We start from the raw sequence: 15,278 nt of genomic DNA, 5'->3' as shown, positions 1-15,278 counted from the left end.
TATGTTGCGTCCCCTCATTGCCCTGACTGTTGGTCTGTCTGCCACCCTCGTGGCAATGCCGCAACCCAGTTCTGCCCAAGCCTGTGCTTATGCCAAGGGGTTGAGTCAAAGTCTGAGCAATTCCTCATTCTTCGATAGCAACAAGTTGCCGATCGCCCTTGGACTGGGTGCAGGTGCAATTACAGCAGCGGCAGTGGGGGTGACCCTCTGGCAACGGCGGCAGCAAACTGATGCCCCGACCCCTGCTTCTGATGCTGCCTCTTTGGAACTGCCGGTGGTCTTACCGGAGTCTGAAGGTGCAGAGCGTTCTGAAGATGTGACACCCATTGCCTAGTTATCGATTTATCAAATTACTCTCCCTTATGGGGGCGATCGGGGTATTCCTTGGCTGTAGTCCGATGGCGCAGTCAGATACCCCGCTGTCTTTATCAACATCTGAACCACTCTTAGAATCGGAGCCACCACCAACATTAGCGGTACGCATTGAAACCGTTGTCGAAGGATTGGAGCATCCTTGGGCAGTGGCTTGGTTACCCGATGGCAGTGCCTTGATTACAGAGCGCCCTGGACGGTTGCGGCGATTTCACCAAGGGCGTTTGGAAGCCCCCATTCGTGGGGTGCCGCCGGTCTTTGCCCAAGGCCAAGGGGGCTTATTGGATGTCGCCCTTCACCCTCGCTTTGCCGAAAACCAGTGGGTCTATCTTACCTATGCCCATGGCACGGTATCCACTAATCGTACTTGCCTAGCACGGGGGCGTCTAGTGGGCGATCGCCTTGAGGACGTGACAGTTCTTTTTGAAGTCTCGCAAGCGAAAAGTGGGGGACAACATTTTGGCTCCCGCTTGACTTGGCTCTCCGACGGCACATTGCTCATGGCCATTGGCGATGGCGGCAATCCCCCAATTGAACTAGAGGGTAAATTAATTCGCGAGCAAGCCCAAAACCGCCGTAGTCATTTAGGTAAAATTATTCGCCTGCGGGACGATGGCACTGTTCCAGCAGACAATCCCTTTGTGGGTGATCCCACGGCAGCACCCGAACTCTGGAGCTATGGTCATCGCAACATTCAAGGACTGGTCTTTGATCCAGTTACAGAAACAGTGTGGTCAACGGAGCATGGCTCCCTAGGGGGGGATGAACTAAACCGCATTGAACGGGGTGCCAACTACGGTTGGCCAGTGGTCACCCACAGCCGTGAGTATTGGGGCGCAGAAATTACCACAGAGCGGCGCCGTCCGGGCATGATTGATCCGCTGGTGGTGTGGACGCCTGCGATCGCGCCGTCCGGGCTGGCAGTTTATTGGGGCGATCGCGCTCCCCAGTGGCAAGGTGCCCTCTTTGCCGGTGGTCTTGTCTCCCAAGATGTGCGCAAAATTCGGGTCAATGTCAATAACAGGGTCACAAGCCAAGGACGCATCCCCATTGATCAGCGAGTACGGGATGTGCGCCAAGGCCCTGATGGCTACCTATACGTTCTCACTGATGATCCCCAAAATGGCCGACTGTTGCGTCTAATTCCTTAACGTTGAGCTAAGCAGTTCTTTATCGCTCCTTAAATGTAAACCAATACGCTTATCGAGGAATAAAAAGCAGTCGCACATCATCGGCTACCGTCAATTTGGGTGTTGAGGAGTGAATATGGGTTCTTGGGGCAAGCTTTTAGGGAGCTGCTTACTTGGCTTGGGTGTGATTTTAGGGTTCAGCAATGCAGCCATTGGTCAATCTTCAGCAGAGGAAATTTTAGGACCTCGAATTCAGCCCCGTGGAACCATTCGCTTCAACAGTGAAGGCGCTGGCTTTGACCACTACCTCAGTGCAGAGACATTTATTCCTTTCTTTCAGCAGACGGGTGCTAGTGTTGGTTTCTTTGAAGGCAAACTTCTCATGGCCACACCTGATACGGCCTTGGGTTACAATCTGATGCTGGGCTACCGTGGACTGATAGCTAATCAAAAATTTTCCCTTGGTGGCTATGTATCCTATGACTTTCGCAATACGGGAGACGCTGGTTTTAACCAGCTGGGACTTGGTCTAGAACTCTTAGGCGATGTTGATGTTCGTATCAACGGTTATATTCCCCTAGGTACTCGGCAAGTGCTCCTCAACCAAGCAATTGGCTCTATTGGCACCATTCAAAATAACCAGATTCTCCTTGATCGCAATCGTCTTTTCCAAGAAGCACTGACTGGTTTTGACGTGGAAGTAGGCACCCGTTTGGTTCCAGTCGGTAAAGACTATTTGCGGGGTTATGCAGGCTTGTACTACTACAGTGGGGAGAGTATTGCTGATTTTATTGGCGTCCGTGCACGCTTAGCCATGCGCCCCATCGAATATCTGAGCTTAAGTGCGACTGTGCAAAATGATGATCGTTTTGGTACAAAGGCTTGGTTTGGCATTGGGGTTTCTTTTCCGGGCGTGACCGGCAGTCGTCGCCGTGCTCCTGAAATTGGCCAAAATATCGCAGCCCGTTTAGGCGAATCCCCAGAGCGTCTCAGCTTTATTACCGTTGATAACGAACTGGTTCAGGATCAAATTGCGGCAATTAATCCTGCCACGGGTCAACCCTATCGAGTTTTTACAGTTGATACTGGAGCTGGTAGTGCTGCCCGTATTAATGATTTATCCCTTGCTCAAAATGACATTGTCTTGGTTGGTGTTGCTGACACGGATGGTAACACGGGAGGTCAAGGCACCATTAATCTCCAAGATGGAGTTCAACTGCTTGCAGCCACTGTGAACCGACAACTTCCAAGTACACTCGGAACGATTACTATCCCTGCGCTTACACCGAGCAACCAACAGCCTACCATTGCTGCCACTATTGTTTTAGCTAGAAATAATACAATTGATGGCTTTAATATTACACCGCCCCTTGGCCAGCCTGCAATTATTGGTAATAACGTCAACCCACCCCGGATTCTCAACAACCAAATTACGACTATTAATGCAAGCGGTATCAGTATAACGAATAGTACTGGTGTACAAATTACAAATAACCAAATTACGAGTACCAATGGCAGTGGCATCATTTTAGTCAATGCTGAATCGCCAGTCATCCGCAATAACACCGTTACAATTACCAGTACGGCTGCCCCTGCCTTTAACCGCCGTGGCATCAGCCTCACTGAAAGTACCAACGCAACGATTGAAAATAACACTGTCAATGGTGGCATTGGTGAGGGAATTGGTCTAGACAACGCCCTTGGAAACGTCATTATTCGCGGTAATACTGTGCGTAATGTTGGGCAAACGGCAACAGATACCAATCTAGAATCCAGTATCTTCATCCGCAACAACCGCGGGAATGCCAATATCACCATCGAAAATAACGTGACTGAAAACAACCTGACGGCAGGGAATCGTGTGGATGGAATTGAATTCAACCTCTGCCGTGGAGATAGCTTTGCGGTGCCTGACCGCTTCAGTGATAATCAGTTTGCGAACTGTGCGGCTCCCGCGAGTGCAACGGTTACCGTTCGGAACAATCAGATTCGCAACATTGGTACGGGGGCTGATGGCAGTGATGGCATTGACTTCAACATTGGGGATGGCGCTAGCCTCACAGCTGTCTTGGAAAACAACGTGGTTGACAGTATTTCTGATGCGGGGATTACGTTTGATATCGTCAGCAGTGCAGCTCCAATTGCAAATCCCAGTGCGAATATCACGATTCGCAACAATGAGATACGCAATATCTTAAATGATGATGCCATCACCCTAGAGTCGAATAGTGCGGGACAGGTGGTGCTGAACATTGAAAATAATGTGATGCAAAATATTGGTGGTGGTAATGATGGCATTGACATTGAGTTCACGACGACGGCTGCTAGTCCAGCACCGGCACGGGTCAGAATTGTCGGCAATCAGCTGTCTGGTGTCAGCGATCGCGGGATTGAAGTCGATACAAGTAACAATGCTCGTCTAGAGATTGAAATCAGCGACAATACGTTAACGAATACAGGTGAAGCAATTCGCTTACGTGGTCAAAATAACTCTGTGTTAACTCCTCAAGTCAACAATAATACGATCACCGTAACAAATGCCGCAGGTATTGTCTTACAGAATGTCCAATCGCCAGTCATCCGCAATAACACCGTTACAATTACCAGTACGGCTGCCCCTGCCTTTAACCGCCGTGGCATCAGCCTCACTGAAAGTACCAACGCAACGATTGAAAATAACACTGTCAATGGTGGCATTGGTGAGGGAATTGGTCTAGACAACGCCCTTGGAAACGTCATTATTCGCGGTAATACTGTGCGTAATGTTGGGCAAACGGCAACAGATACCAATCTAGAATCCAGTATCTTCATCCGCAACAACCGCGGGAATGCCAATATCACCATCGAAAATAACGTGACTGAAAACAACCTGACGGCAGGGAATCGTGTGGATGGAATTGAATTCAACCTCTGCCGTGGAGATAGCTTTGCGGTGCCTGACCGCTTCAGTGATAATCAGTTTGCGAACTGTGCGGCTCCCGCGAGTGCAACGGTTACCGTTCGGAACAATCAGATTCGCAACATTGGTACGGGGGCTGATGGCAGTGATGGCATTGACTTCAACATTGGGGATGGCGCTAGCCTCACAGCTGTCTTGGAAAACAACGTGGTTGACAGTATTTCTGATGCGGGGATTACGTTTGATATCGTCAGCAGTGCAGCTCCAATTGCAAATCCCAGTGCGAATATCACGATTCGCAACAATGAGATACGCAATATCTTAAATGATGATGCCATCACCCTAGAGTCGAATAGTGCGGGACAGGTGGTGCTGAACATTGAAAATAATGTGATGCAAAATATTGGTGGTGGTAATGATGGCATTGACATTGAGTTCACGACGACGGCTGCTAGTCCAGCACCGGCACGGGTCAGAATTGTCGGCAATCAGCTGTCTGGTGTCAGCGATCGCGGGATAGAAATTGACACCACTAACAATGCTGGCTTGCAACTTGAAGTGAGCAATAACAGTATCCAAACAACGGCTGGCGGTGAAGCAGTGCGACTGCGTGCTCAAAATACTTCTCGCCTCAATGCCACCCTCAGTAACAACACCCTCACTCAAGGGAACCCTGCCACCCGAAGTTTAGAGCTGCGGGCTGATAATAGTGCAACACTGTGTGCAAACGTATTGAGTAATATCCAAACAAGTGGTGCGGGTTTCCGCTTACAACCCCAGAATGTTCCTGTTACCTTCCGTGTTGTTAATGCTCCTAGCCTCAGTTTGAACAATGGTGGCGTGGCTATCAGCACCAGTGGCGCAGGAACAGTCACCAATATCACGACTGCCACATTCAATGCTGCACCTCCTGCTGGCTGTACATTCCCCTAATGCTCAGCAGAATCTTGGTATTCGGTTAAATCGGTCAAGGGGCACTGCCAGCACTGTTCCAGCCAATCTACTAGGGTATCACGGGCAGCAGACATCTGCCGCACGACTGACCATACTTGCAGCGCTGCTAGGGGGGAATTGACCTCCACGGTCAGGGGTTGATAGGGAAGGTACTCACAGGGCACCTCTAGCTCAGTCAACCGTTGGTAAATTGGCCAGCGTAATTGCCACTGAACTGCAATAACGTGGGGGTTTATAGACATTCAATAAGCACTCCATTATTGAAAATGTACAGGTGGGTAGTTTAAGATCGGGCTGTCAGAGCTAAGTTAGTTAGCTCACTAGTGTCCGCAAAGGAGCATCGTGCTATGACGACCAGTGCAGTGCCACGCCAAGCCTTTGGCGAGATGGGTGACACCGTTGTGTTGCTGGAGAAAGCCACCACCACGCCGGTATGCGAGGGGATGAATCGCCTCTTGGCCAGTTTTCAAGCCCTGTATTTGCAGTACCAAAAACATCATTTTGTCGTTGAGGGGGCAGAATTTTATCCCTTGCATCAGTTTTTCCAAGACTGCTATGAGCAGGTGCAAGGTCATGTCCATAACTTGGGAGAACGCCTGAATGGTCTGGGGGGCGTGCCTGTGGCTGGTTTCCAACAGTTGGCTGCTCTCTGCTGCTTTACCCCTGAACCGGAAGGGGCTTTTAACTGCCGGCAAATGCTTAACAATGATTTGCAAGCGGAGCAGACCATTATTAGTATTCTGCGGCAACAGGCGACCCAAGCAGAAAGTTTGGGCGATCGCGCCACGGCTTATCTGTATGATCAAATCCTCCTGCAAACGGAAGAACGCGCTTATCATATTGGCCATTTTCTGGCCAATGACAGCCTGAAGGCGTAGTCTTTCGCAATTTTGGTTAACGAACCCTAACACAAGATGACAGTTATTCATAAAATTCCCCCATCTTGGGGGTTTCTTAATGCAGAATTTTCCTACTGCTTAGCCTAACCTAGTTGCAATTAAATTGCAATAAATTTATCGGATGGAGTTTGTTGCAGGACGCTGGCGAGGATATTGTTGCATCAGGGCACGCACCTGTTCGGCATGGTAGGAACTGCGGGTCAGAGGAGAGGACACCACCTGCAAAAAGCCCATGGATTCGCCAAGTTGGCGCCATGCTTCAAATTGCTCTGGCGGAATAAAAGCTTGCACAGGTAGGTGTTTGGCACTGGGTTGGAGGTACTGGCCAATGGTGAGAATGTCACAGCCCACTTGGCGCAGATCCGCCATCACTGCCGTCACTTCCGCAGGGGTTTCTCCCAAGCCCACCATCATTCCTGACTTGGAGTAAATCCAAGGGGCGCGATCGCGCACCCGTTGCAGCAGTTCCAGACTGCGCTGATAGTTGCCTTGGGGACGCACCCGCCGATAGAGACGCGGCACCGTCTCGGTGTTGTGGTTCAGCACTTCTGGACTGGCGGCGAGAATTTGATCCAAGGCTTGCCAATTGCCACAGAGATCGGGAATCAGCACTTCAATGGTCGTCTGGGGCGATCGCTTCCGCACTGCCTCAATTGTGGCCACAAACTGGGAGGCTCCACCATCGGGTAAATCGTCGCGATTCACCGAGGTAATGACAACATGGTTGAGACGCATCCGCACCACCGCTTCCGCCAGTCGCTGGGGTTCAGTGGGGTCTAAAGGCAGTGGCTTTTTCGCAAAATCAATGTCACAGTAGGGGCAAGATCGGGTACAGGCCGGCCCCATCATTAAAAAGGTGGCCGTTCCCTCATGGAAACACTCGCCAATATTGGGGCAGGAGGCCTCTTCGCAAACGGTATTCAGGTTTAAGTCCCGCAGCAGTTCCTTGACCGAACCCACCCGCTGCCATTGAGGGGCTTTGACCCGTAACCACTCTGGCTTAACAACCACGGCTAACTCCACTGCAAGTTCAAAAATAAACAAAAGGAAAACGTCAATTGTGCCACCAACAGGAAGATGTACATCAGGGCACGGGGACGAAAAATCGTCAGCAATAACCCCAGTCCCTTGAGATCCACCATGGGTCCGAGGACGAGAAAAGCAAGAATTGACCCCGGCGTAAACGTGGCAGCAAAGGCAAGGGCAAAGAAGGCATCAACAGTCGAGCAAATGGAAATTACGGTGCCCAAGATCATCATCGCCACAATGGAGATCACCGGCCCTTGGCCAAGGCCGAGGATGAGTTCACGGGGGGCGGCTACCTGAATGATCGTCGCCACTAGGCTACCAAGGACTAAAATTCCCCCCAGTTCACGAAATTCCTGCACTACATTCTCTAGGACTTGGGGCAGACGCTGCTGCCAAGGAATTGTTGCAGTAGGTGGGGAAAGCGTTAGGGTTTCCATGGCAAGGGGTTGACCGGGAATCCCCAATAGGTAGGTGCCCGACTGGAGCAGGGCCGGCACAGCCGTTGCTTGAGGTTGGGGGCGACGCATCAGACTGGTTACCGTAGGCTGCAAAAAGGGGGTTAGATTCTTTTGGAAACTAAAAACCCAGCTAATAATCGTGGCGATCGCCAGCGAGAAGAGCACCCGAAACACCACAATCTCTGGCTGATCGCGAAAGGCCGTCCAAGTAGCCCAGATCACAATTGGATTGATCGTGGGTGCCGCCAACAAAAAGCCAATGGCCACCGAGGGGGGGAGTCCTTGCACCAATAACCGCCGCGCCACCGGCACATTGCCACACTCGCACACAGGAAACAGAAACCCAATACAACTGCCCACCAACGCTCCCAGCAGGGGCGATCGCGGCAAGCGACGAATGAGCGCCTGCTCATCTACAAACAGCAGCAGCACGCTAGAGAGCAAAATGCCCAGCAGCAAAAAGGGCAGTGCCTCCACCAAGAGGCTGAGAAACAGCGTCAAACCGCTTTGCAACTGATTCGCAAGTGTCATGGGCTTGAGCGGCGTCTAGGACACAATCTCCCTCAATTCAAGGGGACTGGGCTGAATATCCGTTTGGCGCGAATCGGTAATCAGCCAATCAAGGGCAGCAGCCTTTAGATCAATTGTTGTGCCGGTTTTGTCGACACAGTAGCGCCCAAAGACCAATTTGTCCACCAACCGGACATCTGAACCAAGGCGAGAATACTCAAAAATCACACAGTTATCGACGACAGCGCCACTACAAATGTGGCAATTGGGACCAATCATCGTCGGCCCAATAATCGTTGCTCCATCTTCAATCTTGGTCATGCCACCAATGTACACGGGGCCTTGGATCGTGACTTTATCCCAATTGACCGCCACATTCAGCCCAGTGTAAATGCCGGGAAACCGCTCATGGCCGGGAACCGAGACATTCTTGATCGTGCCATTGAGAACGCCGCGCACTGCCTGCCAGTAGTCGGGGACTTTACCAATGTCAATCCATTCAAAGTCCATTGCTAGGCCATAGAAGGGAGCACCCATTTCCACCAATTTAGGGAACAGCTGGCTGCCAATGTCGTACTCTTGATTGGAAGGAATGTAGTCGATAATTTCTGGCTCAAAGATATAAATACCGGTGTTGATATTGTTGCTCAAGGCTTCCTCGACAGCCGGTTTTTCCTGAAAGGCGACAATGCGATCGCTCTCATCGGTAACGACTACGCCATAGCTAGAGACATCCTCTTTAGGCACTGTTTTCATAATCACAGTGGCGATCGCCCCCTTTTTGCGATGCCAAGCCACCGCTGCCGTCAAATCTAAGTCAATGAGGGCGTCCCCACACAGTACCACAAACGTGTCATCAAAAAAGGGGTGAAAATCTTGAATTCGCTTAATGCCACCCGCCGATCCTAGGGCTTTGCCCACGAGTTCCCCATCCTTGATGTAGCCCTCAAAGGAGTAGGCAATCTCTACACCAAAGCGCTGCCCATCCTGAAAATAGCTTTCAATTTCGTGGGCAAGGTGGCTCACGTTCACCATAATCTCAGTAAAGCCATGCTGCCGCAGGAGTTCCACCAAAAACTCCATCACTGGCTTTTGCAGAATTGGGATCATTGGCTTCGGAATGGTGTATGTAATCGGGCGTACCCGCGTGCCTTTTCCAGCCGCCAAGATCATTGCTTTCATAAAACTTTTACCAATCTCCTCAAACGTCGAGGGACATTGTCCCCATGATTATCAATGCCCCTAGCTTACCTCAATCAAGGGCATACACTCGTCCATGGTAGAGCAATCGGGTAATCCCCTTCGACTGAAGATAGCTGCGCACTTTTCGTAACATTTCCCCATCTGGTACTTTAACCACCGTCTTGCGCCACTGCACATCGTTCGCCTTATAGAGACGTTGATTTTGCTGGGAATACCGCAGCGCCACCGGACGACTATCGAAAATAGGCAGGGTGCTTTGTTGAGCCTCTTCACTGGAGAGCGCCCCTAAGCCGCGAAAAGCCTCCAAGGGACGAGTCAGCAATTCCGCTCGCCGATCAACCACAACATAACAGGGACGGGGCAACACCGCTTCCGAAAGGGGAATGACCTCAACCGACTCCACCACTTCCACATCGGCCAAATCCGGCAGGGGAATGTCCCCCTCAAGTTCCTCTTCCTCTTCGTCCTCAAGATCGTCATCCGCGTCATCGCTGTAGTCGTCCTCGCCAAGGACAACGGCCTCTGCCGTCGCTATCTCTACATCCAGCTCCTCCTCCTCAGCTATGGCATCAGCGGTCGCTCCAGCGGGTAAGGGGGCTTCTTGGGCATCAGGAGCAGCGATGTCCTCTTCCATTTGCTTAATGACACGCCGAATGGTGTTTTCACTCACACCAAATGCCGCTGCGAGCGCTTTAATTGTTTGCCCAGCGGTGTACTGTTGAAAGATACACTGGCGTTCGCTGTCACTGAGTCGCTTGTAGGTCATGGATCCAGAGTTGAAGAGAGCAGGTGACAGGATCTATTATCTGTGGTGGCGGTGCCAAAACAGGAGATTTCTTTTTCTAGACGGATTATCCCCTAGCGCAGGCGCACAAACCCTGCCTTTTCAATGGCCGCTTGTCCTTGATCAGTAAGCAAGAGGGCAGCGTAGGCACGACCTGCTTGGGCATCAAGGCTATTGTCCTCCTTGGTAATGACAAATAGGCGGCGGGTGATGGGATAAGTGCCCTCTTGAAAAGCCCGATGATTGAGTTGGTTGCGCTGCTGGGGACACTGTTCAGGGGGAACATAGGGGTCTTGATAGGGAGGCACGTATTCGTTGGCTTGGCGTCCAAGGGGCAGAGGATGGATACGACATTGACCGACTATCTCTGGAGCAGAGGCATAATAAATGCCCCCAAGGGTCGCTGCGACCCGCCGCAGGCCATCAGTGGTATCTCGAACCATGACTACATTCCTGCCAAAGGGCTGCTTGCCTAAAACCTCCTGAATAAAGTATTCGACGGTACCGCCATCCTCAGGACGACGGGAAAAGGGAGTAATCTTGACGTTTGGCCCGCCCACCTGCTGCCAATTGGTCACTTTGCCGGTGTAAATGTCCACCACCTGTTGCACGGTCAGGCCGGGAATCCCCAGCCTCGGGTTGACGGCGATCGCCAGCCCATCAATTGCCACCGGAATAGCCTGTAATTTCAGCCCTTGAGCTTGCGCTTTGGCTAACTCCTCCTCCTTGAGGGGGCGCGAAGACTGGGAAAAGGCCAGTTGATTGTTTAGCAACATGCGAATACCACTCCCCGATCCGGGAGTGCCCGCGGGGGGATCCACGTAGCGCAACTGAAAATTCGGCCAAGCGGCTTGCAGCAGCGGATCGACATCGCGGCGAATGGGTGCCCAAGTGGTGCTACCGCCATAATTGAAAAGACCACTGGGAACATCCTTGACTTGCCTAAAGGTGGATTGACCGCCTGTGCTTGGATTCAAACTCCCATTGAAAGAAATGGTCTGGCCACTATTGAGCAGACGCAGCACCAACACCCCACCAATCCCCAAAAGACCCAGGGTGGCAAACAGGGAAAGAAGTAAGGGTAGAAGAGAATGACTTTTCCCTTGAGACATACCAAAAAATTGCTGTAATTTTTTCTAGCCTAGCCCAAACCAATGGCTGGTGTTGGCGGCTCGGTTGAGTCTTCCTGAGTTAGCCGCTAATGACTAGAGGCTGACAATTCCGACAAAATAGTGAAGGAAGGTTCATTAAGTTCAACATGCGCTACCGTCGCTTTGGTCGCACCCAACTACCGATGCCTGTCTTTTCCTGTGGCGGCATGCGCTATCAGTTTTCATGGCAGGATGTCAGTCCGAGTACAATTCCTGAGGAGAATCAACGCAATTTAGAGGCGACGATTCGCCGTGCCGTGGAGCTGGGGATTAACCATATTGAAACCGCCCGTGGCTATGGCACCTCAGAAGTGCAGTTGGGCAAAATTCTGCCTCGGTTACCTCGGGAAAAACTGATTGTGCAAACCAAAGTGGGTCCGCGACCCACCGCCAAGGAATTTCGGGAAACCTTGGAAACCTCGCTGCGCAATCTGCGGCTGGACTACATTGATTTACTGGGGATCCATGGCATTAACCTACCCGAGCATCTAGAACAGGTGCTGCGACCGCGGGGATGCCTAGAGGTGGCGCGGGAGTTTCAAGCAGCGGGCAAGATTCGCTTCATTGGCTTTTCTACCCACGGCAGCCTAGAGGTGATTCGGCAGGCGATCGCCAGCGATGTGTTTGACTATGTCAACCTGCACTGGTACTACATCAATCAGCAGAATTGGCCGGCGATTCTCGATGCCCAAGCCCGCGATATGGGCGTCTTTATCATTAGCCCTGCCGATAAGGGGGGAATGCTCTACAAACCACCCCAACGCCTTGTGGAACTGTGCGCCCCCTTAAGCCCAATGCTTTTTAACGATCTCTTTTGCCTGTCCCATCCCCAAGTGCATACCCTGAGTATTGGTGCGGCGCGTCCCAGTGATTTTGATGAGCACCTCAAGGCCCTAGATCTGTTGGATCAGGCGGAGGAGATTCTACCGCCGATCTTGGCACAGCTGGAGCAAGCCGCCATTGAGCGCCTAGGGGAAGACTGGTACCGCACTTGGCATCAGGGACTGCCCGACTATCGGCACACTCCCGCTGAAGTGAATATCCCAGTGATCCTCTGGCTGTGGAATCTAGCGCAGGCCTACGATTTGCTCGACTACGCCCGTATGCGCTATAACCTGCTCGGCAACGGCGGCCACTGGTTTCCGGGAGCGAATGCGGCACAGGTGAAACACTTGGATTTAGCGCCCTCTTTACAGAACAGTCCCCATCGCCAGAAGATCCCACAGATTTTGCAAGCGGCTCATGATCTGCTGAGTGGGACTCCCCAGCAGCGATTGTCCCAGTCCTCAGGATAGGGGAGTTTCCCCCAGCAAATCGCGGACAATTCCCCTAGGCGATCGCCCCACCTGCCGCCGACAATGAAAGTATCAAGGGTAAGAGGTCAACACCATGGATTTCATCTATCACCTCAGCAATGCCAGCCTTACCCTGCGGGTTGTGCAATTCTTGCATGAATACGCCAAGCTACCAGTTCAGTTTGTTACAGTGATTCATCAAGTGGATGGGTGGGTGATTCGCATTAAAATGCATTCTCCCCTCTCCGCCGAACAAGCAGGGAATTTCCGCGCCTTCTTGAACGAATTGGGATTCCCCTACACACCAGGGATTTCACTCAAAATGGCTCTCTGGGCACTGGAAACCGGACAGTCAATGGTGGATGTAATGCGCCGTTATCAAGTGGCGATTGTCTCCCATGGCTACCCCAACTACGATGACATCGAAGCATTTCGCAAACAGTTTATTCAAGGCTTGGGCTACTGCCCTGAAACCTTGGCCTAGGGTAGTGTGTCCCTGTGGCCTTGCTCCCGGCGATGCTGCAAGATTCGTTCTGCAAGGGGGAGATCGCTAGGAGTCGTTATCTTGAGATTGGTTTCTTCGCCCAAGACAATGTGTACGGCATAGCCTAAGCGTTCAAAGAGGGCAGCATCGTCTGTGACTTCCCAGCCTTTAGCCACCGCCATTTCATGGGCAATACGCAAAGGTTCGACGCGAAAGCCTTGGGGAGTTTGAGCCGCCCACAGGGAATCTCGCTCTGGAGTCTGGACGACAACCCCTTCACGATTGACAATTTTAATTGTATCTTTAACAGGCACCGCTGCAATCAGTCCCGCATAGGTCTCTAGGGCTTGGGCACAGCGATCAATCAGATCAGGGGTGGCAAGACAACGGGCACCATCGTGGATCAGGACATGGTCAGCCGTTTCGGGGAGCGCCTGTAAACCATTAAAAACGGAGGCTTGGCGGGTCTTGCCCCCTAGGATAAGGTGCACGGGTTGCCGTAGCTTTAGGTCTGCAAGCAGAGCTTTCCAAAGGGGAAAGTCTTCAGGTTGGCCAATGACACCAATCCATTCAATGCGCTCAGCCGCAGCAACCGCTTCCAATGTCCACGCCAAAAGGGGCTTACCAAGCAGCTGCAAACGCAGTTTATTGTGGCTGGCTCCCATGCGTTTTCCCATGCCGGCGGCGGGAATCAGGATGTGCATCTATGCCCCTTTGCAGACTATTTTTATCTTTGCATAGGAAGGGACTATGGCTCACTGGGGCGGCTGGCCAAGTTAATGCGATCGCTGATTTGTCGCAGCAAACTGCCCATTTCCGGATCGGTGCGCTGGAGTTCGGCCACCTTGTCGCAGCTATACATCACAGTGGTGTGATCCTTGCCGCCAAACTCTTCACCGATTTTCGGCAAGCTCAAGCCCGTGTATTGGCGCATCAGATACATCCCCACTTGGCGCGCCATGCTAATTTCGCGACGGCGGGAGTTGCCCTTGAGATCACTGATGGACACGTTCAAGGTTTCAGAGACCACCTTTAGGATCACCTCTGGGGAGGTCTCAATTTTGCGGATGGATGGACTGAGCACTGGGGCAATATTTTCCACCGTCATTGGTAGTCCAGAGATGGAAATGTAGGCCACGGCTCGAATCAGTGCTCCCTCTAGTTCCCGAATGTTGGAGGTGTAGCTGGCGGCAATATACTCAATCACATCGCGGGGCAGGCGGATATTTTCGTACTCCGCTTTTTTCTGGAGAATGGCCATGCGGGTTTCCAAGTCGGGAGGTTGAATATCCGCTATCAGCCCCATGGAAAAGCGGGAGCAGAGGCGCTCTTGCAGGCGGGGAATTTGACTGGGGGGGCGATCGCTGGCCAAGACCACCTGCTTACCGGCCTCGTGCAGCGTGTTGAAGGTGTGAAAAAACTCCTCTTGGGTGTACTCCTTGCCCTCAATAAATTGAATGTCATCCACGAGCATCACATCCACCGCCCGATAGTGCTCGCGAAAGCTCTGCATACTGTCTTTGCGAATGGCGGCAATTAAATCATTCGTAAACTGCTCGGTCGAGACATAGAAAATCTTGGCATTGGGGTCAATTTCCAAGCGATAGTGACCGATCGCCTGCATCAGATGGGTCTTGCCCAAGCCAACACCACCACAGAGAAAGAGGGGATTAAACTCCCGCCCCGGCGATTCTGCCACTGCCAAGCAGGCGGCATGGGCCATGCGGTTATTGGGGCCAACAACATAGCGGGAAAAGACATACTTAGGATTCAGTTCAGTGCCGCGATGGCGAGCGGGTGGGGTGGTGGCCTCTACCTCAGCACGACTGGTCGGGCGAATACTGGTGTCATGCTCTGCCCCTTGGGCGATCGCCAGCTCAATCTCCACCGCCTCACCGACAATTTCCCGTGCCACATCGGCAATAGTTTTCAAATAGTACTTTTGTAGCCAATTGCGGGCAAAGGGATTGGGGGTACAAATGGTCAACGTCTGACCATCAAAGGACTGCACTGTTGCTGTCTTAATCCAAGTTTCAAACGTCGGGCGACTGAGCAATAGTTGCAACCGCTCCAAAATTTGGTGCCAGAGATCTTCGGCAGAGCTAATCAC

Annotated in this window: 14 protein-coding genes; 6 read left to right on the top strand and 8 right to left on the bottom strand. The window is 51.9% G+C overall.

The genetic code is table 11. The annotated features are described in order from the left end of the window. The first annotated feature begins 1 nt into the window (after position 1). The 3 genes from NBE99_RS00070 (at position 2) to NBE99_RS00060 (ending at position 5,334) form a co-directional block, all read left to right on the top strand. Positions 2 to 334 carry a hypothetical protein gene (locus NBE99_RS00070; protein WP_250682503.1) on the top strand — a complete coding sequence of 111 codons (333 nt, stop codon included), beginning with the start codon at positions 2 to 4 and terminating at the stop codon, positions 332 to 334. Between the two features lie 28 nt (positions 335 to 362). Then, positions 363 to 1,523, top strand: coding sequence for a PQQ-dependent sugar dehydrogenase (locus NBE99_RS00065; RefSeq protein WP_250683748.1), 1,161 nt, complete (start codon positions 363 to 365; stop codon positions 1,521 to 1,523). A gap of 115 nt (positions 1,524 to 1,638) precedes the next feature. Next, positions 1,639 to 5,334, top strand: a complete 3,696-nt coding sequence (locus NBE99_RS00060) for a right-handed parallel beta-helix repeat-containing protein (protein WP_250682502.1) — start codon at positions 1,639 to 1,641, stop codon at positions 5,332 to 5,334. Here the strand turns inward: NBE99_RS00060 and NBE99_RS00055 are convergent. Beyond that, a complete protein-coding gene (locus NBE99_RS00055) occupies positions 5,331 to 5,597 on the bottom strand; it encodes an Asr1405/Asl0597 family protein (protein WP_250682501.1) in 267 nt (88 codons plus the stop codon). The genes NBE99_RS00060 and NBE99_RS00055 overlap by 4 nt on opposite strands. A gap of 105 nt (positions 5,598 to 5,702) precedes the next feature. Here NBE99_RS00055 and NBE99_RS00050 point away from each other — a divergent pair, with 105 nt between their 5' ends. Next, the gene (locus NBE99_RS00050; RefSeq protein ID WP_250682500.1) at positions 5,703 to 6,233 is read left to right on the top strand and encodes a Dps family protein; all 531 of its coding nucleotides are present in this window, start codon (positions 5,703 to 5,705) and stop codon (positions 6,231 to 6,233) included. A 135-nt stretch (positions 6,234 to 6,368) separates the two neighbouring features. On the opposite strand, the gene lipA is transcribed toward NBE99_RS00050, so the two are convergent. The 5 genes from lipA to NBE99_RS00025 form a co-directional block, all read right to left on the bottom strand. Then, positions 6,369 to 7,265 carry a lipoyl synthase gene (gene lipA / locus NBE99_RS00045; RefSeq protein WP_250682499.1) on the bottom strand — a complete coding sequence of 299 codons (897 nt, stop codon included), beginning with the start codon at positions 7,263 to 7,265 and terminating at the stop codon, positions 6,369 to 6,371. Positions 7,266 to 7,267: 2 nt separating this feature from the next. Then, positions 7,268 to 8,272, bottom strand: coding sequence for a permease (locus tag NBE99_RS00040; protein ID WP_250682498.1), 1,005 nt, complete (start codon positions 8,270 to 8,272; stop codon positions 7,268 to 7,270). 15 nt (positions 8,273 to 8,287) lie between these two features. Then, positions 8,288 to 9,433 (bottom strand): sugar phosphate nucleotidyltransferase, encoded by a 1,146-nt coding sequence (locus tag NBE99_RS00035; RefSeq protein ID WP_250682497.1) that lies wholly within the window; start codon positions 9,431 to 9,433, stop codon positions 8,288 to 8,290. Positions 9,434 to 9,503: 70 nt separating this feature from the next. Next, positions 9,504 to 10,220: a helix-turn-helix domain-containing protein gene (locus tag NBE99_RS00030; RefSeq protein WP_250682496.1), complete on the bottom strand. Its 717-nt coding sequence runs from the start codon at positions 10,218 to 10,220 to the stop codon at positions 9,504 to 9,506. Between the two features lie 92 nt (positions 10,221 to 10,312). Continuing rightward, positions 10,313 to 11,350 carry a PstS family phosphate ABC transporter substrate-binding protein gene (locus NBE99_RS00025; protein WP_250682495.1) on the bottom strand — a complete coding sequence of 346 codons (1,038 nt, stop codon included), beginning with the start codon at positions 11,348 to 11,350 and terminating at the stop codon, positions 10,313 to 10,315. 146 nt (positions 11,351 to 11,496) lie between these two features. Between NBE99_RS00025 and NBE99_RS00020 the strand changes: the two genes are divergently transcribed. Then, positions 11,497 to 12,684, top strand: coding sequence for an aldo/keto reductase (locus NBE99_RS00020; RefSeq protein ID WP_250682494.1), 1,188 nt, complete (start codon positions 11,497 to 11,499; stop codon positions 12,682 to 12,684). A 94-nt stretch (positions 12,685 to 12,778) separates the two neighbouring features. Beyond that, the gene (locus NBE99_RS00015) at positions 12,779 to 13,168 is read left to right on the top strand and encodes a hypothetical protein (protein WP_250682493.1); all 390 of its coding nucleotides are present in this window, start codon (positions 12,779 to 12,781) and stop codon (positions 13,166 to 13,168) included. Here the strand turns inward: NBE99_RS00015 and ispD are convergent. Beyond that, the gene (gene ispD, locus NBE99_RS00010; protein WP_250682492.1) at positions 13,165 to 13,872 is read right to left on the bottom strand and encodes a 2-C-methyl-D-erythritol 4-phosphate cytidylyltransferase; all 708 of its coding nucleotides are present in this window, start codon (positions 13,870 to 13,872) and stop codon (positions 13,165 to 13,167) included. The two genes, NBE99_RS00015 and ispD, sit on opposite strands and share 4 nt — an antisense overlap. A 44-nt stretch (positions 13,873 to 13,916) precedes the next feature. Continuing rightward, entirely contained in the window at positions 13,917 to 15,278 is a 1,362-nt protein-coding gene (dnaA, locus tag NBE99_RS00005; protein ID WP_305879880.1) for a chromosomal replication initiator protein DnaA, read from the bottom strand.

The organism is Thermosynechococcus sp. HN-54 (assembly GCF_023650955.1).
Classification (GTDB): Bacteria; Cyanobacteriota; Cyanobacteriia; order Thermosynechococcales; family Thermosynechococcaceae; genus Thermosynechococcus.
Note: the sequence above shows the minus strand (reverse complement) of the source record. Positions and strands in the feature narration are given on the sequence as shown.

Excerpts from the sequence above, each read along its gene's own strand:
- NBE99_RS00070 (WP_250682503.1), top strand. The coding sequence starts at position 2 with ATGTTGCGTCCCCTCATTGCCCTGACTGTTGGTCTGTCTGCCACCCTC.
- NBE99_RS00065 (WP_250683748.1), top strand. The coding sequence starts at position 363 with ATGGGGGCGATCGGGGTATTCCTTGGCTGTAGTCCGATGGCGCAGTCA.
- NBE99_RS00060 (WP_250682502.1), top strand. The coding sequence starts at position 1,639 with ATGGGTTCTTGGGGCAAGCTTTTAGGGAGCTGCTTACTTGGCTTGGGT.
- NBE99_RS00055 (WP_250682501.1), bottom strand. The coding sequence starts at position 5,597 with ATGTCTATAAACCCCCACGTTATTGCAGTTCAGTGGCAATTACGCTGG.
- NBE99_RS00050 (WP_250682500.1), top strand. The coding sequence starts at position 5,703 with ATGACGACCAGTGCAGTGCCACGCCAAGCCTTTGGCGAGATGGGTGAC.
- NBE99_RS00040 (WP_250682498.1), bottom strand. The coding sequence starts at position 8,272 with ATGACACTTGCGAATCAGTTGCAAAGCGGTTTGACGCTGTTTCTCAGC.
- NBE99_RS00035 (WP_250682497.1), bottom strand. The coding sequence starts at position 9,433 with ATGAAAGCAATGATCTTGGCGGCTGGAAAAGGCACGCGGGTACGCCCG.
- NBE99_RS00030 (WP_250682496.1), bottom strand. The coding sequence starts at position 10,220 with ATGACCTACAAGCGACTCAGTGACAGCGAACGCCAGTGTATCTTTCAA.
- NBE99_RS00025 (WP_250682495.1), bottom strand. The coding sequence starts at position 11,350 with ATGTCTCAAGGGAAAAGTCATTCTCTTCTACCCTTACTTCTTTCCCTG.
- NBE99_RS00020 (WP_250682494.1), top strand. The coding sequence starts at position 11,497 with ATGCGCTACCGTCGCTTTGGTCGCACCCAACTACCGATGCCTGTCTTT.
- NBE99_RS00015 (WP_250682493.1), top strand. The coding sequence starts at position 12,779 with ATGGATTTCATCTATCACCTCAGCAATGCCAGCCTTACCCTGCGGGTT.
- ispD (WP_250682492.1), bottom strand. The coding sequence starts at position 13,872 with ATGCACATCCTGATTCCCGCCGCCGGCATGGGAAAACGCATGGGAGCC.